Genomic DNA, 24,983 nt, shown 5'->3' on the forward strand with positions numbered 1-24,983 from the left:
TGAACTAATAGTAAATGAAAATACAAGAGCTTAAGCTCTTATATTTTCATAAATCCTAAATCCTTTTCCTCAAAGTTTTTAAGATTTGGGAATATTTCATTTAGATTATTTTCTTCTAATCCATACCATTTACATATAGTAGCTACATACTGCTCCACACTTGTACTAGGAATCAATCTTTTTGATTTTGTAAGGTTTTTACTGTCTATTTTTAATGTTGGCATTTGCCCATATACTTTTCCCCCATTAACAGCTCCTCCCATTACAAAATAGTGTCCTCCCCAACCATGATCAGTTCCACTTGCATTACTAGTAACAGATCTTCCAAAATCAGAACTAATAAAAGTTAGAGTGTTTTCAAACATACCAATCTCTTTTAGACCTATATTAAAATCATTTAATCCCTTATCTAAAATATTATATAAGTTATTATGAGAAGCTACTTGATTCGCATGTGTATCAAAACCTCCAAGACCTATATAAAACATCTGTCTAGGTAGAGAGAATGAATCTCTTAATTCAATAATCTTAGTAACTAACTCTAGTTTTTTTGAAAAATTATCATCTAGTGTTAATTCAAGATTCACTGTAGATGTAGCTAATAATTTACTCAAAGTTTCATTTCTATTCATACTATTTCTAAATAAATCTCTATAGGCTTTAGTAAGTAAATTTAATCTATTTTCACTATGAATAGAATCTAATGAATCTCTAATTGCATTACCTTCATTTAAATTACTAAAAGCAATTGCTCCTGAGGTATCAAATATATATGCTTTTGTTTGATTTGCTCTAAGCCACATACCATCAGAACTCATTCCATATATTGGAGGTAAATTATCCAATCCTCTTAAATCAAGGGCATCAGCTATTCTTCCTCCCCATCCAGTTTTAGCTAATTCATAGGGATTTAGATTCTCCCAATACTTTCTTTGGTCTGAGTGTGAAAATAGATGTTTAGGTAGTTTATCTGTACTTATTGTATCAAGAGAAGTAGGTTCTATTAGAGTTCCTACATTTGCTATAAATGCAACTTCTTCTTTTTCAAACATAGAAGCTATATTTTCAAACTTTGGATGCAAGGCATATTTATTATCTGTTTTTTCAAGGCTTATTAGCTCTTCTTTTTTAATTGCAACACTTGGTCTAATACTTTGATAATCATCATACTTTTCATCTTCATAATCTACAAGCATATTAACACTATCATTTCCACCAAGTAACATAATATGAACCATAGCTTTATAATCAGAATTATCTATATTAATTGGATTTAAATCAATCTCTATTGCATTTAAATCTAACTTTCCTAATAATGCAAGTGAACATCCAGTAACTCCAAGTTTTTTCAAAAAATCTCTTCTTGTATTCATCTTTTATCCTTTACTGAATGTAGTTTTGCTCAGGGGCATTCATCATTAAAAATAGTGCTTCACTGGCTCTTTTTTTTGTAGTTCTTTCTATTTTTGTTTCATCATAATTTTCATAATAAACAATACTATTTATATGTTCTAATATTACTTCTTTTGTATTCTTTTTCATTTTCCCAGCAAAAAGTAATGTATTAAAATGTTCAATAAAAAGTTCAGGATTATTTTTAATCATATTTAGTTCTTTATCTAAAAATAGTGTTATTCTATTTTTCTTTTCTGTATTATATGTTCTAGTTAAAAAAGCATAATAATTAGAAGTGTTAACCAAATACTTATCCGTAGCTAATTGTAATTCAGGGGCTACTTTATTTGCATTGTTAATATCACCTTTTGGTGCAAAACTTGGGCTAAAATAGTTGAATACACTAGGTGCATCTAGATGTGTTTGTCCTATATTTTTATATACAGAATATAAATAAGTAGGGGATTTGTCTTTTAGTGAGTTTGTAGCTCTAAATAAAGCAGCTAATCTAATTGAGGGTTCTTTTATTTTCCCAAACTTAGCTTTTATTCTATACTCTTTTCTTGCATCATTATGTAATAAAATCTCTTTTATTACTGCTTTTAAATCACCTCTTACTCCCTCACCATTATCAATAAACTTTTTTGCCACAGCTTTTACATATCTTCCAGATGGATTACTTGTAGTGAATTTTTGAATTAGTTGTTTTGATATAAATATTGGAGTATTTTTGTGATTAAATAAAATATCTAATGCACTTTGCATATCATCTTCACAAGATAAATTTGCAGGTATTTTCTTTCCTAAAAGAATCTTCTCTCCATAGTCATGATATGTAGTATTACAAATCATTGGGTCTTTATAATTTCTTTTTGAACTAAGTGTCCATCCTGTAAATACTCTTGCTAAATTTACTACATCATCTTGAGTATAAGTAGCAATGCTTTCATCATCTCTTTTTTTTACTTTTCCATTTCTTTTAAGTTTTACTAATCCTATAGTAAATAATTGCATAATTTCTCTTGCATAATTTTCATCAGGAAAAGTATTTTTTATTTCATTGGCTTTTTTATTATTTAACATACTTAAATATCTTGCCATGATAGGATTTAGTGTTACATCACTTAATAAATCTCGAAAATTACCAAAAGAGTTTTTTGATAATAAGTCATAATAGTGTTCTCGCTCAATTGCTAAGTTATTAAAACCACTAGCATAACCAGTTACAAATATTTCAGATAAAGCATAAGCCATTCTTTGTCTTAATTGGTCATTTTTTGTAATAATACTATTCCACCAGACAGCTTGCATATGACCAGAAGATAAGGTATCAAGATTTAGGTTTTCTAATTGAGTAGATAGTTTTGTTCTTGGTTTGATAAATTGCTCATCTATCCAAGTTTCATAAGTTTGTAGTTCTTTTAGTTGTTTAATACTATTTGTATTTGGACCAAAAGTTGCTTGAGTTAAAAACCTTGATGCTTCTTCATCGGTTTCAACATGAGTTGTACTTGCATTTGCAGTAGATACAAGTGTAAAAATTAAGATAGTTGTATATAAACTGCTCTTAAATACGTTTAAATGTTTTTTCATAGTTTCTCCTACTTTTTTTAAAGTAGGGACTTTGACTAAAAACGCCCAATTGCTGTAGGTTTATCAAAGGTTGCAATCCGGCTATCTTAAATCTAAGACCCGTGACTTTCCGTCCCTATCTCACAATAGGTTTGGCTAAATATATTATTATTTATATTGCCTTAAAGACAACTTACACCTATTTATGAGGGTTTAGGGAATTACTAAATGTTACTTTCTAGTCTTCTAGATTCAAATCTTACTAGTTTTTTATCAATAATATGAAGAGCTTCTAATAACTCTTCACTATTTATTTCAAAAAGGCTTTTGTCAAGTTTTTTAATTAATTCAATTTTTGTTTCCATATTATTTGTATGGTTTATTTGATCAACTATTTCACTTATTGTATGAAGATTCTTTGCAAATAGATTACTTCCTGCTACTATCATTATGAATATAAAAACTTTTACTAGTTTCATTTATTTTCCTTGTCTTGTTATATGGCAGAATTATAAGAAAGAAGTATTAGTTATGTGTAAGTTACTAAGTGAAATCAATAAATTAACTAAAGCTTAAAATATTTAGTTAATATCCTGCTTTAATATTTAATAAGATAAAATCAAAACATGAATACTATAAATTATGAAAAAGAAAATATATTTTTTACCGGTAGAACAAATAGAATAGAATTAGAAGAATTAGAAAAATATTTAGTTCAAAGAGGAGCTATTTTAGTTCCATGTTTAGAAAAGGCAAGTATTGTAATCAAGGGGAAATATACACCTTTGACTATTGAAGATGAATTATACGAATTATCAAAAACTTGTATAGATATTATTGATATAAATACTCTAGAAGAGGAGCTCTCAAAGAACCTAGATATTGACTCAATACTTCTTGCAATTAAAATATCAAAAGATCAAGAAAGGTTAATCAAACTTCTTAATAATGAATTCTTTGAAGATGAAATTTTTATCAAATTATTAAAGCTTTATGATTTTAAAAATGAAGATATTTATGATACAGATGAGAATAGGGATGTATGTACAAAAATAGCAGAGAGATTTTGCTCACTAATAGAAACAAATCATAATATCCAATACTCTCCAATAGGTGTATACTATACTGCTTTAGAAGCCCAAGACTCTAAACTATTAGAAGTTATTTATAATATGCCAAACTATGCTATATCAGATAAGAATGCTCAAGAAGATCAACCTTTAAGCCTAAAAGAAGTTGTTGCTCTTAATCCAAATTCATCTAAGACTTTACATTTACAGATTTTAAAAAACAATAAAGTAAATGAACTTAAATTTTTAGCTTTAAATGATTCAATTTCACCTATGGTTAGAAAGAAACTTTATGAAAAGAAAAATCAGGAAGTTAATATCTCACTTATAAAAGCTGGAAACTTTGATGATGAATTAATAAATGAGTTTTTAAAAGATGATGTTCTAAAAAAGGAGTTACTAAAAGTACTAAAATTAGATGATGAATTATTTGAAAGAGTATATAAAGACTTAGATGATGTAAGTATTATATATTTATCATCAAATGAGAGTATTAATACATCAATGATTGAAACGATTTTTGAGAAGAATATTGATAATGCAAATATCAATCTACTTAAAAATTCAAATTGTGATATATCTAAAATTGATGAATATCTAAATCAAAATGATAAGGTTTATAATATCTCAATAGCACATAATGAAGCCATCTCAAAAGAACATTTTGAAAAGCTTTTTTCATTAGATGATTATGATGTTAATATCTCCCTTGCTCAAAATATATCAACTCCAAAGGATATATTAGTTAGTCTATCCAAACTAGAGGATAGATATATACATGAAGTTTTATGTGCAAATGAATCTACTCCTATAAATGTATTATTACAGTTTCAATATGATGGGGGATTAAAACCTATTATTTCAAACAATGATACTTTTAGAGAATTCACAAGAAAAATGATAGGAATGTAAATGAAAGCAAGTAAATTAAAACAATCACTTATTTCTTTAATTGATAGTAAAATTCCTACTTTTGTATGGGGAAACCCAGGGGTTGGAAAATCTTCACTTATTAGGCAAATTGCTCAATCTAAAGATATGAAGTTTATTGATTTAAGATTAAGTCTTTTGGATCCTACAGATCTGCGAGGTATTCCTTTTTTTGAAGCTGATACTAAAAAAGCAGTTTGGGCTAAACCTGAGTTTTTACCTAATACTTTAAGTGATGATTATGGAATACTATTCTTAGATGAAATCAACTCAGCTCCTCCTACAATTCAAGCAGCAGCATATCAGCTAATCTTAGATAGAAAAATAGGGGAATATACTCTTCCTAAAAACTATGCAATTATTGCAGCAGGAAACTATGAATCAGATAGGGGAGTTACATATAGAATGCCAACTCCACTAGCGAATAGATTTATTCATCTTGATTTTGATTTAGATTTTGATGAGTGGAAGTCTTGGGCTTATGATACAAATATAGATTCTAGAATTATTTCATTTTTAGCTTATAAACCACAGAACTTATTTACTTTTGATGCTAAGTCAAAAGAGAAATCTTTTGCAACACCTAGGTCTTGGTCTTTTGTAAATGATGTATTAAAATCATCATTAGATATAAGTTTACTAGAAGAGGTAATAAGTGGAGCTATTGGTAAAGATAGTGCTATTGAGTTTATTAACTACTGTAAGGTAATGAAAGATTTACCAAATATAGAAGAGATTATAAATGGTACTTTAAAAGTTGTTCCAGAGAACAATTCTGTATTATATGCTTTATGTACTGGTTTAACTTATGCCTTAAAAAAGAGTGAATCAGTTGAGACTGTAACAAATATATTAGAGTACTCACTTGAACTACCAAATGAATTCTCAGTAATGTTAGTTCGAGATTTACAAAAAGAGGGTATAAACGTAGAAGCTTCAACTTCATGGAAAACTTGGAGTGATGCTAATAAGTTTCTAATAGGTTAAGAAGTGTTAGATAATATTCAATCAAGAATCTCAAAAGTCAAAGCAAGTCTAGTAATAGAGCAACCTTACTTTGGCTCTATAGCTTCTACTTTAAAACCTGTATTAAATGAAGATATAAAAACTTTTTTATCTACAGCTAAAAACTTCGAATATAATGATGATTATATTAATAGTCTAAGCAATGAAGAATTAGGTTTTATTCTTACAAATTCTGCAATGCACCAAGTGTTTTTACATGAAGCACGAATTGATTCAAGAATGCAATGGCTTTGGGTTTTAGCTACTGATTATGCTATTAATTGTTTACTTGTGAATAATGGTTTAGAATTACCTGAACATGTGAACTATGATGAACGATTTGATGATATGAGTGCAGAAGCTATATATGCAAGTTTAGAGAATGAAATAGATGATGATAAACATAGCCCTGAGCAAGTATCTCAAATAAAGTTTGAAGAACATCAAGAACAAGAAATTGATAATGATGAATCAATACAAGATATGCATGAGCAGTTATTAAATAAAGCTAAACTGCAAGGGGATTTGCCTTTAGGAATTGAAATACTTGTACCTAATATCTTTGAAGGTAAAATATCTTGGGAAGATGAACTATATAATGTGATTGAACAATCAATTAGATTTGATTATAGATTACTTCCTCCAAATAAAAGATATATCTCACAAGGAATAGCACTCCCAGCTCTTAGTGGAAGCAAAGCTAAGATTGTAATAGCAATAGATAGTTCAGGTTCTGTTGATGGTTCTTTATTAGCTAAGTTTTTAGCTGAGGTAGAATCTATTATGAATACCTATGAAAATTTTGAAATAGATTTATTAGTAGCTGATGCTAAAGTACATGAACATCATATTTTATATCCAGGTGATGAACTATCTTACACTCTAAAAGGTGGAGGTGGTACAAACTTTGAAAATACCTTTGAATATATAAATGAAAATATTGATGAGGTAAATCTATTGTTATACTTTACAGATGGTTTTGGGAAGTTTCCAGAAGATGAAGCTTTTTTTGAAACAGTTTGGGTTCTAAGTGATGAAATAGAAGTTCCTTTCGGAAGAACTATTTTTCTTTAAATATTATGTATCCATATAAATAAAAATTTATATGGATACGGACTTTCTTATAAGACTTTAGTTCGCGATAAAATCAAACAAGAATTCCTGCATATAAATTCATTGAAACAATTAGCATAATTGAAAAAGCAGTTAATAAAAGGCTTTTTTTTATTCCTTGTTTAAATGTTCTCATTTTTAATCTCCTCTAAAATATAAAGAACTATCCATACGAAGAGATTCTCTATAATAAATATTGATTAGATTAGATTAAAATGCCCAATTGCAGTGTGTAAGTAAAAATAGTGTGCAATCCGGCTATCTTAAATCTAAGACCCGTGACTTTCCGTCCCTATCTCACAATAGGTTTGGCTATATTCATTATATGTTACTTTTTATTTTAATCTACTTAATAAACCTATTTCTTTGATTATTTTTATCACTTGATAATGTAATACTTTACTTAATTAATCTGCCTTAATAACTCTTTTCCTTTTTCTGTAAGGTTTGGATAAATCATAAATTCAAAGAATACTTCTTTTGCTTCGTGGAATGATTCAAGGTTTACTTCTTGAGTAGTTGAAGTAAAAGTTTGCCAATAAGCTGTAATAAACCAATGTAGTTTTGCTCTTTTATTTAATGAAGTTCTACTTAGGTTTTTTAGTATTCCTTCACTGATTAGATAGTTTAATAAACCTTCTATTTGTTTAATTCTTATTTCTTGATTCTTAGCAAAAACTTCTTTTAGTTTTGGATCAAAGGCAATTAACACTGCTGCATCTCTAAGTAAAAATCTATATTCATAAAATAGTTTTGCATATTGATTAAACATATCATCCATTGCTTCAAAGAAGTTTTCATTTAATAGCATTTTCTCGAAGCTATTAAGTCCTACGAAGTTTGAACTAAGTTCCATGTATATATCCAATATTATCTCTTCTTTATTTTTATAGTGATAATACAAGTTTCCCGGAGAAATTCCCGCTTCTTTTGCTATATGATTAGTGGTAATACTCAATGAATCATTTTCATTAAAAAGTTTAATGGCTGATTTTTTGATTTTTGATTTTGCATCTAGTTTCTTTTTCATAATGTATTTTAACATTTTAGAGCTTTTACTTTATAAATTAGAGTAATTACTCTAAAGTTAAGTTACTTATAAAACATTGTTTATTACAATATATAAAATAATAAAAAAGGTTACATGATGAATGCTAATGCAGGAGATGGTCTACCATCTATAGAGCGAGGAATAATAAGATATTTGTTAATTCCAGTAATTAGATTACTTATGACTTGGAATCTAGCTTTGTTTCTTTTGAAAAGAGAAAGAAGGATTATTGAAAAATTGCTTTCTGATTTATCAAAAGAAGAGAAACAAAAAAGAATTAAAATAAATAGAGTATTTGCAATAGAAGAGCATAGTTCAGATTTTTCAGTAAACATGGTATGTGAACATTTATATATAGCTGGTGGTGCAGTTATGTCTATAATTGATACTTTATCAAAAGAACAAGAGTTTAAAAGAGATATTAAAATAGAAGCAGTTAAACCAAAAGGTGAAGATTCTAAAGCTTATGAAAATTTCTTATTGTTTATGAATAAATATGAAGCGTATATAAAATCACATAAAAAGAATCAATCAAAACAAACAAAAGCTCATCCTTGGTTTATAAATTTTAACAACCATGATTGGTCATGTTTTATGTTTATGCATACCTTTATACATAGAAGACAAATAGAAGAGATAATTAGAGTACAAAAGGAAAGTAATGAATAATTATAATGGAACATTAATAAGAGTATTTTTTATATTTGTTTTTTTGATCAGCTTTTGGCTTTTTCTTTCAATCCCTCTTTTTTTTGCTGTAATATATTTATTTAATTTAAATGCTAGTTTGTCTATACTAATTTATATAATAATAGCAGTTCTTTTTATAAGAGTCTTCTATCCCAAATTCATCTTTAGAAACTAAAGGATAAGTAATGAAAGAGAGTTTAAAAAGTTTTTATAAAAACAACTTTGTTTTCAAGGGAAAAGAGAAACTCTCCAAATTAACCATTCTTTTTATCCTAACCCTTGATTTATTTGTTTTTGCAATTTTGGGTTTAGGAATTGACTTTCAAGTACAAATTCTAAATAGCCCAAACTCTTCTTATCCAAATCAATGTAGAACAATAGTTAATTCAAAAGATCTACATAATATTAATAAGTACTTCTATTCTAAGAATAACTCCAATCATAAATATCAAAATATAAAAGATGAACAATTAGATCAATCTTGTAAAACTCTATTTGATAAACTTAGTGTTGTTAAAAAAGAACACAATATTTTGATTTTGAGAAAAGAGCAGAAAAAACTATTAAAAGAATTATCCAAAGTTTCAAAAGAATTAGATTTTATTCGAGTTAACTATAATACTTCTTTATTTGAAAGTATTGATAACAAACAAAATACAATCAATAATGATATAAAACAAAAATACATTATATATACAAAAAAATTAGAGAACTTAAAAAAAGAAAAAGAAAAGCTCTCAAACACTTTTTCTAATTCAAATAGTGTAAAAGAATTAACTACATATATAAAGAGTAATAAGAAGTTAATAAATGATAATTACAAATCATTAAGAAAATCATATGAAATAAAAAAAGAGCTAATTACAATAGCATTCTTATCTCCTTTATTCTTACTTGCATTTTATTTAATGAGAAACTATCTTCTAAAAGAGAACTATATCTTATATATTATTTCTAAGAATATTTTAGTAGTTGTATTGATTCCCGCATTTTTATCTTTTGTCTCACTTATTTATACATTATTACCAAAAGTCTTTTTTGAGAAACTTCTAAAATTCTTTATGGATTTGGAAATACCTTTTGTTGTTTACTATTTTGCTATTGCTTTACTAATTGTAGTTTTTACATATATAATAATAAAAATTCAAAAGAGATATAAAAAAGAGGGTGAAGAGCTAAAGAACAATTCTATCTCAAAACTGGAGTCATATAATAGAAGCATATGTAACTCTTGTGGAAATAAAGTAAATTATGAAACTATGAACTATTGTCCAACTTGTCAAAACCAATTAAGAGTTGATTGTACTTCTTGTAATCATAAAACTATTAAGTCATTAAAGTATTGTAGTTCTTGTTCAAAAGAAATATAGAGCAAATTTTTACAATAAGTAAATCTTAGAATTTGATACAATTTACTAAAGGTAAAATTTGTCAGCAAAAATAAAAAGAATTAAACTTGATAATATAGGTTCAATAGAATTGTTAAATGCATCTTTTGAGAAACATAGTTTTAAAAAACACTTTCATGAAGAGTTCTGTTTTGGTGTTGTATCTTCGGGACAATTAGATTTTAATTACAGAGGACAAAAGGTTAGTGCAAAGAGGGGTTTAATTAATTTATGTAATCCTGGTGAAATACATGATGGTTTTTCATCAAAAGGATGGGCATATAAAATGTTTTATGTTAATCCTAAACTTATGGCACATTTGAGTTCAATAATTAGCGGAAGGATAAATGATATTCCTTTTTTCAAAGAAGGTGTTATTTATGATGATGATTTAGCATTAAAATTAAACAATCTAAATGATATTATGTTTAATGAAGAAAGTTTTACAATTGAAAAAGAAGAACTCTTTATAGAAGTAGTAAGTTTATTTATAAAAAAACATGCTGATAGTTTTATTCCCTATGAAAAACTCACAAGCTCAAAAGAGCTCATTATAAAATCAATTGAATATATAAATGATAATCTCCAATATGATATTACTGTGTCCAATTTAAGTGAAATGGCAAATTTGAGTTTATACTATTATATAAGAGTCTTTAAAAAAGAAGTAGGGCTTACTCCTAAAGACTACTTAATCCAGCAACGAATAAAAAAAGCAAAAGAACTAATTCTTGAAAAGTATCCATTAAGTCATATTGCACTAATGAGTGGCTTTTATGACCAAAGCCATATGCTTAAATATTTTAAATCATACGTAGGATTGAATCCTTCAAATTTCTAAGCACAAATTCTTACAATACTATATCACTTAATAAACCTATACTAATACAAAAAAAGGTTTTAAATGTTAAGTATTGAATTTATTATTGCAGCAATTGTAGTTGCATTAATTCCAGGTAGTGGGGTTATCTATACATTAAGTATTGCTATTAACTCAAATAGAAAAAATATGTACTACGCAGTACTTGGATGTACGCTTGGTATTATTCCACATATTATAACTTCTTTGCTAGTTTTGTATTTTTTGATAAATATTAATATGGAGTTATTTACTTTTATAAAATATCTGGGTGTAGCGTATTTATTTTATCTATCATACTTATTATATAAGAGTGATGGTATTTTTGTTTTTGATGAAATAAAGAAAAGTAAAAACAAAATATTCTTACATGGTATAACTATAAATCTTTTAAATCCAAAGTTAATGATTTTTCTAATTTCATTTATTCCTCATTATATAAGCAGTAATAATCAAATAAAAGGCTTTATATATTTATGTGGTATCTTTATGTTAGTAAGCTTTGTAGTATTTATACTGTATGGTTTATTGGCAACATATATAAAGAAGAGATTATTGGATACAAAAGAGAAGAAAAATAGAGTTCAAAAGATTTTGTCTATTTTGTTTTTCCTTATATGTATTCAGATATTAATGAATTTCTAGTAATAGTTGTATAAAGTTTCACTTAAGTAATAAGTTAATTTTATTACTAAGAAAAGCCTATATATCACAATAGCTATACATATTGTTTCCAAATTGTAATATTTCATTCATTTAAGCTTTAAGCTTTAATAATACTTAATAGATAGTCAAAACCTATATAGTTATCCTTTTTGGAAGGATATAAAATATAGGTTTTTTGCATCTAAACCCCATTATACTTGACATCTAATCCCTTTTAAGTTATAATCCGCGTCCACTAAATGTGGTTAGAGTGCTTTTTCGGCACATCTAACGAGTTCTTTAAAGGAAAAAAATGGAAAAAATCAGATTAAAGCTTAAAGCTTACGATCATAGAGTTTTAGACAGAAGTGTTGCTTCAATTGTTGAAGCCGTAAAAAGAACTGGTGCAGAATTAAGAGGTCCAATACCTCTTCCTACTAAAATCAGAAGATATACAGTTCTTAAAGGTCCTCACGTAAATAAGGATTCTAGAGAGCAATTTGAAATCAGAGTTCATTCAAGAATGATTGATATCATAGCTGCTACTCCAGATACTGTAGATTCATTAATGAAACTTGACTTAGCTCCTGAAGTTGATGTTGAAGTTAGATCTATGGGTCAAGAATAAGAAAGGGTAATAAATGGAATTTATCGTAGAAAAAATTGGTATGAGTAGAACAGTTTCTGTTCCTGCTGTTCCTGTTACACTTTTAAGAGTTCTTGATACTAAGGTATGTGAAGTTACTGACGGTGTAGCAATTGTTTCTTATGCATCTGGTAAGAAGATGAATAAGACTATTGAAGGTCAACAAAAAAAATATAACCTATCTAAAGAGTTTAATAGATTTGCAACTGCAAATGTAGCAAACGCTGAAGCTGGTGATTTAGATGTTAACCCATTAGCTGAAGCTGCTGTTCTAAAAACTACTTTTAGAACAAAAGGTAGAGGTTTCTCTGGTGTTGTTAAAAGATGGAACTTTGCCGGTGGTAGAGCTTCTCATGGACACAGAATGGGTAGAAGAACTGGATCAATCGGTAATGCTGAATGGCCAGGTAGAGTTCAACCAGGTAAGAAAATGCCAGGTCAATACGGAAATACAAATGTAAGTGTTAAAAATGATGTAGTTTCATTTGACGCTGAAACTGGAATCTTAGTTGTAAAAGGTTCAGTATCAGGACCAAATGGTGCATTAGGAAAAGTAAAGGTTGCTAAATGAGTAATGCAGTAGTATTAAACGAAAAATTTGAAAATAATGGTGAAGTAGCATTACCAGCTAAGTATGATGAGATTAACTCTCACAACTTATACTTATATGCTAAATCATACTTATCTTCATTAAGAGCAAATACAGCTAGAGTTAAAAACAGATCTGAAGTAAGCGGTGGTGGTAAAAAACCTAAAGCTCAAAAAGGTTCTGGTGGTGCTAGATGGGGTTCTAAAAGATCTCCTTTATTCGTTGGTGGTGGTCAAGTTTTTGGTCCTACTAAAAGAAACTACGTACAAAAAATTAACAAAAAACAAAAAGCTTTAGCATTATCTTTTGCAATTAACGCACAAGCTAAAAACGGAACATTATTTGTTACTGAATCAGTATCAATTGAATCTGGAAAAACTAAAGAAGCAGTTGCAGTTTTAAATAAATTAAACCAAAGAGATACTCTTATCGTTGTTGATTCAATTGATGAGAAGACTTACTTAGCGTTTAGAAACCTTAAAAACTGTTATATGGTTGAAAAGCAAGAAGTTAATGCTTATTTAATTTCTGCATACCACTCAGTACTAATTGAAAAATCAGTATTTGATGCATTAACAAAAGAGGCATAGAGATGGCAGATATTACAGATATTAAAGCAATATTATATACAGAAAAAACTATTGAGCTTCAAGAAAACGGTGTAATCGTTGTACAAACTAGTCCAAGAATGACTAAAAACGGTTTAAAAGAAGTATTTAAAGATTATTTTGGTGTTACTCCATCAAAAATTAATTCTTTAAGACAAAATGGTAAAGTTAAGAAATTCAGAGGAAAAGCTGGTAAAAGACCAGATTTCAAAAAATTCTACGTTACATTACCAGAGGGCGCTGAAATAGCGAACCTTTCAGCTTAAGGAGATTATAGATGGCAATTAGAAAATTTAGACCAATAACTCCTGCAAGAAGATTTATGTCAGTTATGGATACTTCTGATATTACTTCTAAACCAACAGTTAGATCTTTACTTGTAAGAGTTAAAGCTAGTGCTGGTAGAAATAATAACGGTAGAATCACTTCTAGACACAAAGAAGCAGGTGCTAAAAAATTATATAGAATTATTGATTTCAAAAGAAACAAGTTTGGTGTAGAAGGTACAGTATCAACTATTGAGTACGACCCATACAGAAACTGTAGAATTTGTTTAGTTACTTACTTAGATGGTGATAAGAGATATATCTTACAACCTTCTGGATTAACAGTTGGTGACAAAGTTACTGCTGCTGAATCTGGATTAGATATTTTACCAGGTAATGCTATGAGACTTATCAACATCCCAGTTGGTACTATGGTTCATAACATTGAAATGAAGCCAGGTAAAGGTGGACAAATCGCTAGATCTGCTGGTGGATATGCTCAAATTATGGGTAGAGAAGACAAGTATGTTATCTTAAGATTACCTTCTGGTGAAATGAGAAAAATTCTTGGTGTTTGTATCGCTACTATCGGTATTGTTGGAAATGAAGATTTCTCTAACATGGTAATCGGTAAAGCTGGTAGAAGTAGACACTTAGGTAAAAGACCTCAAACTAGAGGTTCTGCAATGAACCCTATTGATCACCCACACGGTGGTGGTGAAGGTAAGACTAACTCGGGTAGACATCCTGTAACTCCATGGGGTATGCCAACTAAAGGTTATAAAACTAGAAAGAAAAAAGCTAGTGATAAACTAATCATTTCAAGAAAAAAGAAGTAAGGGTTTAAGATGTCAAGATCAATAAAAAAAGGTCCATTTATAGACGCGCACCTATTAAAGAAAGTTATCAAAGCTAACGAAGCTAATGATAAAAAACCAATCAAAACTTGGTCAAGAAGATCTATGATCTTACCAGACATGATCGGATTAACTTTCACTGTGCATAATGGTAGAAACTTCGTGCCTGTAAATGTTACAGAAAACCACGTAGGATACAAATTAGGTGAATTTGCACCAACTAGAACATTCAAGGGCCATAAAGGTTCTGTTCAAAGAAAGGCGTAATTGATGGCAAGAGCAATATTAAAATTTATTAGACTTTCTCCAACAAAAGCAAGATTAATTGCTAGAGAAGTTCAAGGTATGAACGCTGAATATGCAATCGCATCATTAGCATTTACACCTAACAAAGCTGCTGGAATCATTTCTAAAGTTATCGCATCTGCTGTTGCAAATGCTGGTTTAGAACCTGAAGAAGCAATTATTACATCTGCTAGAGTTGATAAAGGTCCAGTTCTTAAGAGATTTACTCCAAGAGCTAGAGGTTCTGCTTCACCTAAGCATAAACCAACTGCACATATTATGATTGAAGTAGCTGCTGCTGAAAAAGGAGACAAGTAATGGGTCAAAAAGTTAATCCAATAGGTTTAAGACTTGGTATCAATAGAAACTGGGAATCAAGATGGTTTCCAAAATTTTCTACTATGCCTGCTAATGTTTCTGAAGATGATAAAATCAGAAAATTCGTTAAAAAAGAATTATACTACGCTGGTGTAGCTCAAACTATTGTAGAAAGAACTGCAAAGAAAATTAGAGTTACTATCGTTGCTGCAAGACCTGGTATCATTATTGGTAAAAAAGGTGCAGACGTAGAAAAGTTAAAAGTAAACTTAGCTAAATTAGTTGGTAAAGAAATTGCTGTTAACATTAAAGAAGAGAGAAAACCACAATTATCTGGTCAATTATCTGCTGAAAACGTTGCTCAACAATTAGAAAGAAGAGTTGCATTCAGAAGAGCTATGAAAAGAGTTATGCAAAATGCTCTTAAATCTGGTGCTAAAGGTATCAAGGTTTCTGTTTCTGGTAGACTTGGTGGAGCTGAAATGGCTAGAACTGAGTGGTACTTAGAAGGTAGAGTTCCTTTACATACTTTAAGAGCTAGAATCGATTACGGTTTTGCTGAAGCTCATACAACTTATGGTTGTATTGGTATTAAAGTTTGGATCTTCAAAGGTGAGGTACTTGCTAAAGGTATTCCTGCTGAAAAAACAACTGAAGACGCTAAACCAAAAAGAAGACCACAAAAGAGAAGAGGTAAATAATTATGTTAATGCCTAAAAGAACTAAATACAGAAAGCAAATGAAAGGTCGAAACAGAGGTAAAGCTTTTAGAGGTAACTCTTTAGCTTACGGTGAGATCGGTCTTAAAGCTGTTGAGCACGGAAGAATTGATTCTAGACAAATCGAAGCTTCAAGAGTTGCGATGACAAGAAAAGTTAAAAGACAAGCTAAAGTATGGATTATGGTATTCCCTGATAAGCCTCTTACTGCTAAACCATTAGAAACAAGAATGGGTAAAGGTAAAGGTGCTGTAGATAAGTGGGTAATGAACATTAAGCCAGGTAGAATTTGTTTTGAAATGGCTGGTGTATCTGAAGAATTAGCTAGAGAAGCTTTAACTTTAGCAATGCATAAATTACCATTCAAAACTAAAATTGTAACAAAAGATAGCGAAAATGAACTATACTGATTTAAAAGATAAAAGCTTACAAGAGCTTTCAGAATTATTAAAAGAGAAAAAGGTGCTTCTTTTTGAATTAAAAGCTAAGCTAAAAACTATGCAGTTAACTAATACGTCTGAATTAAGAGTAGCGAAGAAAGATATCGCAAAAATTCAAACAGCTATGACTGCTGCTAAAGCTAACTAAGGATCCAAAGAATGACACACAAAAGAGAGATTCAAGGTGTAGTGGTAAAAGTTTCTGGAGATAAAACTGCTTCTGTATTAGTTACTAGATCAGTTTTACACCCAAGATATCACAAGACTGTAAAAAGATTTAAAAAATATTTAATTCATGACGAAAGAAACGAATTAAACGAAGGTGACACGGTAATTGCTATTGAGTGTAGACCTTTATCAAAAACTAAATCTTTCAGATTAAAGACTATTGTAGCTACAGGAGTTAAATAATGATTCAAAGTTTTACTAGATTAAACGTAGCTGACAACACTGGTGCTAAACAAATTATGTGTATCAAAGTTCTTGGTGGTTCTAAGAGAAGATATGCATCTGTAGGTGACGTTATCGTTGCTTCAGTTAAAAAAGCCTTACCAACTGGAAAAGTTAAAAAAGGTCAAGTAGTTAAAGCAGTAGTTGTTAGAACTCATAAAGAAGTTCAAAGAGAAAACGGTTCATTAATTAGATTCGACGACAACGCAGCAGTTATTTTAGATGCTAAGAAAGATCCAATCGGAACTAGAATCTTTGGACCAGTTGCTAGAGAAGTTAGATATTCAGGTTTCATGAAAATCGTTTCACTTGCACCGGAGGTATTATAATATGGCAATCAAGTTAAAAATCAAAAAAGGTGATACTGTAAAAATTATCGCTGGTGATGACAAAGGTAAAACTGGTGAAGTTTTAGCTGTTTTACCTTCAAAAGGTAAAGTAATCGTTAAAGATTGTAAAGTTGCTAAAAAAACTGTTAAGCCTGATCAAGAAAAACACCCAGAAGGTGGATTCGTGAACAAAGAAATGCCTATTGACATTTCTAATGTAGCTAAAGTAGAAGGTGAGTAAGATGGCATCAAGACTATTAGAAAAATATAAAGCTGAAATCAAACCAGCTTTAGAAGCGGAATTTGCTAAAAACAAAATGTTAACTGCTAAGTTAGACAAAGTAGTTATCTCTGTTGGTGCTGGTGAAGCAATGAAAGATTCTAAGTTAATGCAAAACATGCAAGATACTATTTCTTTAATCGCTGGTCAAAAAGCTGTTAAAGTTATTGCTAAGAAATCAGTTGCTGGTTTTAAAGTAAGAGAAGGTTATCCTGTAGGTGTTAAAGTTACACTTAGAGGTGAGCAAATGTATAACTTCTTAGATAAACTTTGTTCAATTGCATTACCAAGAGTTAAGGATTTTAGAGGTCTTAACAAAAATGGTTTTGATGGTAGAGGAAACTTCAACTTCGGATTAGATGAGCAATTAATGTTCCCAGAAGTTGTATATGATGATATTATTAAAACACACGGTATGAACATCTCGGTTTCTACAACTGCTAATAACGATGCTGAAGCGTTTAGATTATTAGAATTAGTTGGGATTCCATTTACAAAAGGAAAAGCGTAATGGCAAAGAAGTCTATGATTGCAAAACAAAAGAGAACTCCTAAGTTCTCTTCAAGAGCATACACAAGATGTAATGTTTGTGGAAGACCACACTCTGTTTACAGAGATTTCGGTTTATGTAGAGTTTGTTTAAGAAAAATGGCTAACGAAGGTTTATTACCTGGTGTTAGAAAAGCTAGTTGGTAGGAGATATTAAGCTATGATGAATGATATAATCGCAGATGCTTTAACAAGAATTAGAAATGCAGCACTAAGAAAATTAGATGTTACTACTTTATTACACTCTGGATCAGTTGTTGGTATTTTAAATGTACTACAACAAAAAGAGTATATTACTGGATTCAAAGTTATTGATGGGCAAAATAATAAAAAGTCGATTCAAGTTGAATTAAAATACGATGACAATGAAAAATCAGTAATTAACGAAATTACTAGAGTTTCTAAACCAGGTAGAAGAGTTTACAAAAACGCTTCTGAAATTAAAAACTTTAAAAACGGTTACGGTACTATTATTGTTTCTACTAACAAAGGTGTGATTGCTAATGATGAAGCTTTCGCTGCTAATGTTGGTGGTGAAGTACTTTGTACTGTTTGGTAGGAGAGTGTAATGTCTAGAATTGGAAAAAAACCTATCGCTATCCCTTCAGGGATTGAAGTATCAGTTAATGGTACAGTTATCGATGTAAAAAAAGGTAACAAAACTTCTTCTGTTGAAACACATGGAAGAGTAGGAATTGAAATTGCTGATAACAGTGTTAATTTAGAAAGAGTTGGAGATTCTAAAGAATCTTCTGCTTTCTGGGGAACATACAGAGCATTATTAAACAACGCTATCGAAGGATTAAATAAAGGTTTCCAAAAATCTTTAGAGATCAACGGTGTTGGTTATAGAGCTGCTGTTAAAGGTAAAGTTTTAGAACTACAACTAGGTTATTCTCACCCAATTAATTTCGAAATCGAAGAAGGTTTAGAAATTTCTGTTGAGAAAAACATCGTTCACGTTAAAGGTGCTGACAAACAACAAGTTGGTCAAGCTGCTGCAATCATTAGAGGCTTTAGAAAACCAGAACCGTACAAAGGTAAAGGTGTTAAATATACTGACGAGACTATCGTTAGAAAAGCCGGAAAAACTGCTAAGTAAGGTGTGAAGAATGAGTAGAGCAAAAGATTTAGCAAAAAAGAATTCATTAAGAATTAAGAGAAAAAAAAGAGTTAGAGGAAATATCTTTGGAACTTCTGAGTTACCAAGAGTTACTGTTTTCAAATCTAACAAATTTTTAAGTGCGCAAGCAATTAATGATGTTGAAGGTGTTACTTTAGCATCAGTTAGTTCTCAATCAATGAACTTAAACGTGAACAAAGAAAATGCAGTTAAAGTAGCAGCGCAATTCGCTGAAGCTTTAAAAGCAGCTGGTATTGAAACAGTAGTATTTGATAGAAATGGTTACCTTTATCATGGTGTAGTTGCAGCATTCGCTGACGCACTTAGAGATAACGGTATCAAATTATAAGGGTTAATGATGGCAGTAAATAGAGAAGACTTTCAAGAAGCAATCGTTAAAATCGGTAGAGTAACAAAAGTTGTAAAGGGTGGTAGAAGATTTAGATTTACTGCTCTTGTAGTTGTTGGTGATAAACAAGGTACTGTTGGTTTCGGTACTGGTAAAGCTAAAGAAGTTCCTGATGCTATTAAAAAAGCATTAGACGACGCATTCAAATCTTTAGTAAAAGTTAATATTCATGGTACAACTATTGCACATGATATTGAACATAAATATAACGCAAGTAAAATCTTACTTAAGCCTGCATCTGAGGGTACAGGACTTATCGCTGGTGGAGCTGCAAGACCTGTTCTTGAGCTTTCTGGTGTTAAAGATATTATTGCTAAATCTTTAGGTTCAAACAATCCAAATAACTTAGTACAAGCTACTGTTGAAGCTTTAGCTAGAATTAAAGGATAGTAGATGGTATTAGAAAATTTACAACCAGCAGCTGGTAGTACAAAAAACAGAAAAAGAGTTGGTAGAGGTCAAGGTTCAGGAATGGGTAAGACTTCTACAAGAGGTCAAAAAGGTCAAAAATCTAGATCTGGTTACAAAATCAAGAGAGGATTCGAAGGTGGTCAAATGCCAATGCAAAAAAGACTTCCTAAAATCGGTTTCTTCTCAAGAGTTGTTAAGCCTTACTCTATCAATGTTGATAAAGTAAAACAAGTTGCTGCACTTGAAGAAATTACACTTGAGTCAATCAAGTCTGTATATAAATTATCTAAATCTATTGTTAAAGTTAAATTAGTAGGTTCTACTGCTAAAGATTTAGCATCTAAGATTAAAGACGAAAACGTTACTACAACTGGTAAATAGCCATGAGTAAAGATCTAATAAATAAGATACTTATTACATTAGGTTTTATATTTCTTTACAGGTTACTGGCATACGTGCCAGTTCCTGGGGTTAATATAGACGTAGTAAAAGAATTCTTTGATTCAAATGCAAACAATGCATTAGGTCTTGTTAATATGTTCAGTGGTAATGCAGTTGAAAGACTGTCTATTATATCACTTGGAATTATGCCTTACATTACAGCTTCTATTATTATGGAATTATTAGCTGCTACTTTCCCTGCACTTGGTAAAATGAAAAAAGAGAGAGATGGGATGCAAAAATACATGCAAATCATCAGATATACTACTATTGTTATTACATTAATTCAATCAATTGGTGTGTCAATGGGTCTTAATTCATTAACTGGTCAAAGTGGTCAAAGCGCTATATCTATTGATATGGATACTTTCGTTGCTGTATCTTCAATCTCTATGTTAACTGGTACGATGCTTCTTATGTGGATTGGTGAACAAATCACACAAAAAGGTATTGGAAACGGTATTTCATTAATTATCTTCGCTGGTATTGTATCTGCAATTCCTAGTGCTATTGGTGGAACTATTGATTTAGTTAATAATGGTCAAATGAACTTCTTAACAGTAATTGCAATTGTAGTTATTATTTTAGCAACAGTTGGTGCTATTATTTATGTTGAGCTAGCAGAAAGAAGAGTTCCTGTTTCATATTCAAGAAAAGTAATGATGCAAAATCAAAAGAAAAGAGTTATGAACTATATTCCTATTAAGTTAAACTTAGCAGGTGTTATTCCAGCGATTTTCGCGTCAGCAATTTTAATGTTCCCTGCTACTGTACTACAAGGTTCTCAAAATCCGATCCTTGTTGCAATCGCAGATTACTTAAGTCCTAGTTCGTATACATTTAATGTATTTATGTTCCTATTCGTAGTTTTCTTTGCCTTCTTCTATGCGTCGATCACATTCAACGCAAAAGATATCTCAGAAAATTTAAAGAAGCAAGGTGGATTTATCCCTGGTGTTAGACCTGGTGGTAGTACAGCTGAATTCTTAAATGAAACTGCAAGTAGATTAACATTCTGGGGTGCGTTATATTTAGGTGCTATTTCAACTGTACCTTGGCTTGTAGTAAAAGCTATGGGAGTTCCATTCTATTTTGGTGGAGTTGCTGTACTTATCGTTGTTCAAGTAGCAATCGATACTATGAGAAAAATTGAAGCACAACAGTATCAGAGTAAATACGAAACTCTTAGTGCAGTAGGTCTATAAAACTTATGGCTATTCCATTAAGAAAACCAAACGAAATTGCAAAGCTTCGTACAGCAGGTCTTGCTGTTGCGAAGACTTTAAAATACTTAGAAGAAAATGTTAAAGCTGGCATGACTTTGAAAGAAGTTGACGCCATTGGTGAGAAGTTCCTAAGAAATTTAGGAGCTAGACCATCTTTTAAAGGCTTATACGGCTTTCCTGCCGCAGTATGTACTTCTTTAAATGAAGTAATTATTCACGGTATACCATCTGACACTGTTCTTAAAGAAGGTGATATTTTAGGTCTAGATATTGGATCTGAAATTGATGGATGGTATGGTGATGCTGCAATTACTATGCCTATTGGAAAAATATCAAAAGAAGATGGAGAGTTAATTGCTTGTGCAAAAGACTCTTTATATCATGCTATTGATATTATTCATGAAGGTATGAGATTTAAAGAATTATCACAAGCAATTGAAAAATTTATTGTTGATAGGGGTTACCAACCACTAATTAGATTTTGTGGTCATGGTATTGGTAAAAAACCTCATGGTGAACCAGAAATTCCAAATTACTTGGAATCTTCTAATGCAAAATCTGGACCGAAGATTAAAAACGGAATGGTATTTTGTTTAGAACCTATGATCACTCAAAAGATGCGAGAACCAGTTATTTTAGATAATGATTGGGACGTTGTTTCTTCTGATAGATTAAGAGGAAGTCATTATGAGCATACAGTCGCTGTAGTAGATGGAAAAGCAGTAATTTTATCTAAAGTAGAAGAGTAATTTTAATTAGGAGAACAAGTGGCAAAAGATGATGTAATTGTAATAGATGGGAAAGTAATTGAAGCTTTACCTAATGCAATGTTTAGAGTTGAGTTAGATAACGGACATGTAGTATTATGTCATATCTCAGGAAAAATGAGAATGCACTATATTAAGATTTTACCAAATGATAAGGTTAAAGTAGAAATTACTCCTTATTCATTAGACAAAGGTAGAATCACACACAGATATAAGTAATTATATCAAACTTAAATAAGGAATTTTATTCCTTATTTAAACTTCCATATTAAAAAATCACAAAAAAACTTTCTAATATACAAACTTATGAAGCCGTAACGCTTAATACTTCGCGCAACTTAAGAGTTATACCAAATGCTATTGCTTCATAACTTTATATATTAATCTTCTATTCTATTTTTTGTTAGATTTATTTCTTTTTCAATCATTTCTTTTTGTTTAAGCATTAATTCTAAATGCTGTTTTAAAACTTCTCTGTCTTTGTAAGATTCAATTATAAACTCATAAAGTTTAGGTCTATTTTTCTTCCAATTATGCAAGGTTGTTTTATTCACATCTAAATCTGCTTCTAATTTTCTCAAACTAGGCGCTGTCATTTTCTAGATTCCTAATAAAAATTTAATACATTTTATAAGATATTGGAACAAATGTCAAGTATTGTTATTATTTTGTACATATTATTGGAACAAATAATGCTAAAAGAAACAATTTTGTACAATACTCTCATGACAAAATTAGTTAAATATAAAATATTACGTTATTTGAACTTCCTAGATTCAATTGGATATAAGTATCACAAATCATTTGATTTTATTTCAAATGACATTAATAGCACTAGTTTACCAAACGATTTGCATAACTTGAAATCAACAGTTGATAACTGTTATTTATGTGAATTTTCTAAAACAAGAAAAAAAGCAGTTTTTGGTGAAGGTAATCCTAATGCTAAAATTATGTTCATAGGTGAAACTCCTACTTCTATTGAAGATGAAACAGGAAAAATATTTGTTGGACGTTCAGGTGAACTTCTTACAAAAATGATAGAAAATGTATTAAAAATAAAAAGAGAGTCTGTTTATATATCAAATATTATAAAATGTAAACCTTCTAATAATAAAAGTACTTTTAAATCTGAGGCTAACTTATGTAAGAGTTATCTTTTTAAAGAGATTGAACTAGTTAAGCCTGATATTATTGTTACTTTAGGACAAGAAGCTTATACATATTTAACAGATGAAGAACAAAATCTTTCAATGGTTAGAGGTCAAACAATAAATTATAGAAATATGATTTTAGTGCCTACTTTCCATCCTTCTTTTTTATTAAGAAATCCTTCTTCAAAAAAAGAGGCTTATGTAGATATGTTAAAAATAAAGAATTTATTGGAGAGTGGAAATTGAAACAATTATTGAGTATTTTTTTAGTTACATTTATTTTTATAGGATGTGCACCTAAAAAAACTGTTGAGATTAGTATACCTAGTGGTAATAATGTTGATATTGGTAAACCAGTAGATAAGATAGAAGACTTACCTGTATTAGGTGAAAAAATAGAAGCTTTGGATGAAGCTGCAATTGAAGAAGATGAAACTGCTATCTTAGAAAATAAAGAAGTTTTTAAAATAGCTTTTATTTATCCTTCTAAAGTTGTAGGTAAATACGCTAAAACTGCAATGAATACTATGCTTGGTTATTTTGAATATAAAAAAATCAATTATGATATTAAAGTTTTTGATTCATTAAACGAAGATCCTATAAATGTAAATAATGCATTCTCTGAAATAAGAGATTCTGGATTTACAAAAGTAATTGCTTTGTTTTCTCCAAAAGCTGTTGATACAGTTCATTTAGCTGATACTTATGATTTAGATGTTTATTTACCTTTAACTAATAAAAATGATGTTTTTAGTGTAAATGATAATTTCATTTATGGCGGTATCTCTTATGATGATCAAATATCAAGATTACTTGCATATTCAAATGTTAAAAATAGTATGTTTTACCAAAACTCTTTTTTAAGTAAAAAACTAAAATTTAAATATGAAAATATAGTTGATGATATTAAAATTATTAAAGAAGTTAAAAAGAAAAGAAATAATTTTAAAAATTTAGTAGATGATGAAAGATTAAATGGAAATACAATTTTCTTAAATACAGGAATTGTAAAAACATCTATTTTATTATCACAGTTAAGAGCCTATGAAATTGAACCTAGAGTTGTTTTATCAACACAAGTTAACTACAACTCTAAACTTATTGCATTAACACAAAAAAAAGATAGATTAAACTTTATTGTTGCTAATTCTATTGATCACGTGGATTCTGCATTATTGGATACATTAGCATCTTATGGTTCAGATGTTGTTTATAATTGGGTAGATTACTCTACATTGGTTGGGATTAATTACCTTTATGATTCAAATGAAACATTACTTATTTCTACAGTAGTTAATGATAATGAGGTAGTTTATGTACCAAAATTATTTAAAAGTACTGCTTTTGGCTTTTTAGAAATTAAGTAATATTTAGATAGAATCGCGAATATTTATATTT

37 protein-coding genes and 2 riboswitches are annotated in these 24,983 nt (G+C 29.7%); of the genes, 32 read left to right on the top strand and 5 right to left on the bottom strand.

Annotated elements, in window-relative coordinates; all coding sequences use genetic code 11:
* Positions 1-38: 38 nt before the first annotated feature.
* The 3 genes from ALEK_RS05295 to ALEK_RS05305 form a co-directional block, all read right to left on the bottom strand.
* Positions 39-1,373, bottom strand: coding sequence for a DUF1501 domain-containing protein (locus ALEK_RS05295; RefSeq protein WP_071627209.1), 1,335 nt, complete (start codon positions 1,371-1,373; stop codon positions 39-41).
* Positions 1,374-1,383: 10 nt separating this feature from the next.
* Positions 1,384-2,988, bottom strand: a complete 1,605-nt coding sequence (locus ALEK_RS05300; RefSeq protein WP_071627210.1) for a DUF1800 domain-containing protein — start codon at positions 2,986-2,988, stop codon at positions 1,384-1,386.
* A gap of 68 nt (positions 2,989-3,056) precedes the next feature.
* Positions 3,057-3,134: riboswitch (cyclic di-GMP riboswitch) on the bottom strand.
* 57 nt (positions 3,135-3,191) lie between these two features.
* A complete protein-coding gene (locus ALEK_RS05305; protein WP_071627211.1) occupies positions 3,192-3,446 on the bottom strand; it encodes a hypothetical protein in 255 nt (84 codons plus the stop codon).
* Between the two features lie 147 nt (positions 3,447-3,593).
* Here ALEK_RS05305 and ALEK_RS05310 point away from each other — a divergent pair, with 147 nt between their 5' ends.
* The 3 genes from ALEK_RS05310 to ALEK_RS05320 are packed head-to-tail and all read left to right on the top strand — an operon-like array spanning position 3,594 to position 7,046.
* A complete protein-coding gene (locus ALEK_RS05310) occupies positions 3,594-4,949 on the top strand; it encodes a hypothetical protein (protein ID WP_071627212.1) in 1,356 nt (451 codons plus the stop codon).
* Entirely contained in the window at positions 4,950-5,954 is a 1,005-nt protein-coding gene (locus tag ALEK_RS05315; RefSeq protein WP_071627213.1) for an AAA family ATPase, read from the top strand.
* 3 nt (positions 5,955-5,957) lie between these two features.
* Positions 5,958-7,046, top strand: coding sequence for a vWA domain-containing protein (locus ALEK_RS05320; RefSeq protein ID WP_071627214.1), 1,089 nt, complete (start codon positions 5,958-5,960; stop codon positions 7,044-7,046).
* A gap of 284 nt (positions 7,047-7,330) precedes the next feature.
* A riboswitch (cyclic di-GMP riboswitch) is annotated at positions 7,331-7,408 on the bottom strand.
* Between the two features lie 80 nt (positions 7,409-7,488).
* Here the strand turns inward: ALEK_RS05320 and ALEK_RS05325 are convergent.
* Positions 7,489-8,130 carry a TetR/AcrR family transcriptional regulator gene (locus tag ALEK_RS05325; protein ID WP_228289362.1) on the bottom strand — a complete coding sequence of 214 codons (642 nt, stop codon included), beginning with the start codon at positions 8,128-8,130 and terminating at the stop codon, positions 7,489-7,491.
* 102 nt (positions 8,131-8,232) lie between these two features.
* Between ALEK_RS05325 and ALEK_RS05330 the strand changes: the two genes are divergently transcribed.
* From ALEK_RS05330 to infA, 27 genes are all read left to right on the top strand, one after another.
* Positions 8,233-8,805 (top strand): hypothetical protein, encoded by a 573-nt coding sequence (locus ALEK_RS05330; RefSeq protein ID WP_205690429.1) that lies wholly within the window; start codon positions 8,233-8,235, stop codon positions 8,803-8,805.
* 206 nt (positions 8,806-9,011) lie between these two features.
* On the top strand, positions 9,012-10,196 hold the full coding sequence (locus ALEK_RS05335) for a zinc ribbon domain-containing protein (RefSeq protein WP_071627217.1): 1,185 nt from the start codon (positions 9,012-9,014) through the stop codon (positions 10,194-10,196).
* Positions 10,197-10,254: 58 nt separating this feature from the next.
* On the top strand, positions 10,255-11,055 hold the full coding sequence (locus ALEK_RS05340) for an AraC family transcriptional regulator (protein WP_071627218.1): 801 nt from the start codon (positions 10,255-10,257) through the stop codon (positions 11,053-11,055).
* Positions 11,056-11,118: 63 nt separating this feature from the next.
* Positions 11,119-11,718, top strand: coding sequence for a LysE family translocator (locus ALEK_RS05345; protein WP_071627219.1), 600 nt, complete (start codon positions 11,119-11,121; stop codon positions 11,716-11,718).
* Positions 11,719-12,031: 313 nt separating this feature from the next.
* Positions 12,032-12,346, top strand: a complete 315-nt coding sequence (gene rpsJ / locus ALEK_RS05350; RefSeq protein WP_071627220.1) for a 30S ribosomal protein S10 — start codon at positions 12,032-12,034, stop codon at positions 12,344-12,346.
* A gap of 13 nt (positions 12,347-12,359) precedes the next feature.
* Positions 12,360-12,935, top strand: coding sequence for a 50S ribosomal protein L3 (rplC, locus tag ALEK_RS05355; RefSeq protein WP_071627221.1), 576 nt, complete (start codon positions 12,360-12,362; stop codon positions 12,933-12,935).
* The gene (gene rplD, locus ALEK_RS05360) at positions 12,932-13,543 is read left to right on the top strand and encodes a 50S ribosomal protein L4 (RefSeq protein ID WP_071627222.1); all 612 of its coding nucleotides are present in this window, start codon (positions 12,932-12,934) and stop codon (positions 13,541-13,543) included. The genes rplC and rplD overlap by 4 nt, the downstream gene beginning before the upstream one ends.
* A 2-nt stretch (positions 13,544-13,545) precedes the next feature.
* Positions 13,546-13,827: a 50S ribosomal protein L23 gene (locus ALEK_RS05365; RefSeq protein ID WP_071627223.1), complete on the top strand. Its 282-nt coding sequence runs from the start codon at positions 13,546-13,548 to the stop codon at positions 13,825-13,827.
* 11 nt (positions 13,828-13,838) lie between these two features.
* Positions 13,839-14,666 carry a 50S ribosomal protein L2 gene (gene rplB, locus ALEK_RS05370; RefSeq protein ID WP_071627224.1) on the top strand — a complete coding sequence of 276 codons (828 nt, stop codon included), beginning with the start codon at positions 13,839-13,841 and terminating at the stop codon, positions 14,664-14,666.
* Positions 14,667-14,675: 9 nt separating this feature from the next.
* Positions 14,676-14,951 (top strand): 30S ribosomal protein S19, encoded by a 276-nt coding sequence (rpsS, locus tag ALEK_RS05375; RefSeq protein ID WP_071627225.1) that lies wholly within the window; start codon positions 14,676-14,678, stop codon positions 14,949-14,951.
* A gap of 3 nt (positions 14,952-14,954) precedes the next feature.
* The gene (gene rplV, locus ALEK_RS05380) at positions 14,955-15,287 is read left to right on the top strand and encodes a 50S ribosomal protein L22 (protein WP_071627226.1); all 333 of its coding nucleotides are present in this window, start codon (positions 14,955-14,957) and stop codon (positions 15,285-15,287) included.
* Positions 15,287-15,988 (top strand): 30S ribosomal protein S3, encoded by a 702-nt coding sequence (rpsC, locus tag ALEK_RS05385; RefSeq protein WP_071627227.1) that lies wholly within the window; start codon positions 15,287-15,289, stop codon positions 15,986-15,988. The genes rplV and rpsC overlap by 1 nt, the downstream gene beginning before the upstream one ends.
* A 2-nt stretch (positions 15,989-15,990) precedes the next feature.
* On the top strand, positions 15,991-16,416 hold the full coding sequence (gene rplP / locus ALEK_RS05390) for a 50S ribosomal protein L16 (protein WP_071627228.1): 426 nt from the start codon (positions 15,991-15,993) through the stop codon (positions 16,414-16,416).
* Positions 16,403-16,594 carry a 50S ribosomal protein L29 gene (gene rpmC / locus ALEK_RS05395; RefSeq protein ID WP_071627229.1) on the top strand — a complete coding sequence of 64 codons (192 nt, stop codon included), beginning with the start codon at positions 16,403-16,405 and terminating at the stop codon, positions 16,592-16,594. The genes rplP and rpmC overlap by 14 nt, the downstream gene beginning before the upstream one ends.
* Before the next feature lie 11 nt (positions 16,595-16,605).
* The gene (gene rpsQ, locus ALEK_RS05400) at positions 16,606-16,857 is read left to right on the top strand and encodes a 30S ribosomal protein S17 (RefSeq protein ID WP_071627230.1); all 252 of its coding nucleotides are present in this window, start codon (positions 16,606-16,608) and stop codon (positions 16,855-16,857) included.
* Entirely contained in the window at positions 16,857-17,225 is a 369-nt protein-coding gene (gene rplN / locus ALEK_RS05405) for a 50S ribosomal protein L14 (protein WP_071627231.1), read from the top strand. Before rpsQ ends, rplN begins: the two co-directional genes overlap by 1 nt.
* Position 17,226: 1 nt before the next feature.
* Positions 17,227-17,466, top strand: a complete 240-nt coding sequence (gene rplX / locus ALEK_RS05410) for a 50S ribosomal protein L24 (RefSeq protein ID WP_071627232.1) — start codon at positions 17,227-17,229, stop codon at positions 17,464-17,466.
* A 1-nt stretch (position 17,467) separates the two neighbouring features.
* The gene (rplE, locus tag ALEK_RS05415; protein WP_071627233.1) at positions 17,468-18,016 is read left to right on the top strand and encodes a 50S ribosomal protein L5; all 549 of its coding nucleotides are present in this window, start codon (positions 17,468-17,470) and stop codon (positions 18,014-18,016) included.
* The gene (locus ALEK_RS05420; RefSeq protein WP_071627234.1) at positions 18,016-18,201 is read left to right on the top strand and encodes a type Z 30S ribosomal protein S14; all 186 of its coding nucleotides are present in this window, start codon (positions 18,016-18,018) and stop codon (positions 18,199-18,201) included. The genes rplE and ALEK_RS05420 overlap by 1 nt, the downstream gene beginning before the upstream one ends.
* Positions 18,202-18,214: 13 nt before the next feature.
* Complete coding sequence (gene rpsH, locus ALEK_RS05425; RefSeq protein WP_071627235.1) at positions 18,215-18,613, top strand: 30S ribosomal protein S8; 399 nt, start codon at positions 18,215-18,217, stop codon at positions 18,611-18,613.
* A 9-nt stretch (positions 18,614-18,622) separates the two neighbouring features.
* On the top strand, positions 18,623-19,156 hold the full coding sequence (rplF, locus tag ALEK_RS05430; RefSeq protein WP_071627236.1) for a 50S ribosomal protein L6: 534 nt from the start codon (positions 18,623-18,625) through the stop codon (positions 19,154-19,156).
* 10 nt (positions 19,157-19,166) lie between these two features.
* Positions 19,167-19,526: a 50S ribosomal protein L18 gene (gene rplR / locus ALEK_RS05435; RefSeq protein ID WP_071627237.1), complete on the top strand. Its 360-nt coding sequence runs from the start codon at positions 19,167-19,169 to the stop codon at positions 19,524-19,526.
* Positions 19,527-19,535: 9 nt separating this feature from the next.
* Entirely contained in the window at positions 19,536-19,976 is a 441-nt protein-coding gene (rpsE, locus tag ALEK_RS05440; protein WP_083574661.1) for a 30S ribosomal protein S5, read from the top strand.
* A gap of 3 nt (positions 19,977-19,979) precedes the next feature.
* Complete coding sequence (rplO, locus tag ALEK_RS05445; RefSeq protein WP_071627239.1) at positions 19,980-20,378, top strand: 50S ribosomal protein L15; 399 nt, start codon at positions 19,980-19,982, stop codon at positions 20,376-20,378.
* 2 nt (positions 20,379-20,380) lie between these two features.
* Positions 20,381-21,643, top strand: a complete 1,263-nt coding sequence (gene secY, locus ALEK_RS05450; protein ID WP_071627240.1) for a preprotein translocase subunit SecY — start codon at positions 20,381-20,383, stop codon at positions 21,641-21,643.
* A gap of 5 nt (positions 21,644-21,648) precedes the next feature.
* Positions 21,649-22,413 carry a type I methionyl aminopeptidase gene (gene map / locus ALEK_RS05455; protein WP_071627241.1) on the top strand — a complete coding sequence of 255 codons (765 nt, stop codon included), beginning with the start codon at positions 21,649-21,651 and terminating at the stop codon, positions 22,411-22,413.
* 18 nt (positions 22,414-22,431) lie between these two features.
* Complete coding sequence (infA, locus tag ALEK_RS05460; protein ID WP_071627242.1) at positions 22,432-22,650, top strand: translation initiation factor IF-1; 219 nt, start codon at positions 22,432-22,434, stop codon at positions 22,648-22,650.
* A gap of 161 nt (positions 22,651-22,811) precedes the next feature.
* Here infA and ALEK_RS05465 read toward each other — a convergent pair whose 3' ends face one another.
* Positions 22,812-23,027 carry a hypothetical protein gene (locus ALEK_RS05465; protein WP_071627243.1) on the bottom strand — a complete coding sequence of 72 codons (216 nt, stop codon included), beginning with the start codon at positions 23,025-23,027 and terminating at the stop codon, positions 22,812-22,814.
* A gap of 96 nt (positions 23,028-23,123) precedes the next feature.
* Here ALEK_RS05465 and ALEK_RS05470 point away from each other — a divergent pair, with 96 nt between their 5' ends.
* Complete coding sequence (locus tag ALEK_RS05470) at positions 23,124-23,831, top strand: uracil-DNA glycosylase (RefSeq protein ID WP_228289363.1); 708 nt, start codon at positions 23,124-23,126, stop codon at positions 23,829-23,831.
* Positions 23,828-24,952, top strand: coding sequence for a hypothetical protein (locus ALEK_RS05475; protein WP_071627244.1), 1,125 nt, complete (start codon positions 23,828-23,830; stop codon positions 24,950-24,952). Before ALEK_RS05470 ends, ALEK_RS05475 begins: the two co-directional genes overlap by 4 nt.
* Positions 24,953-24,983 lie beyond the last annotated feature (31 nt).

Origin of the sequence: Poseidonibacter lekithochrous (assembly GCF_013283835.1) — a bacterium.
GTDB lineage: Bacteria > Campylobacterota > Campylobacteria > Campylobacterales > Arcobacteraceae > Poseidonibacter > Poseidonibacter lekithochrous.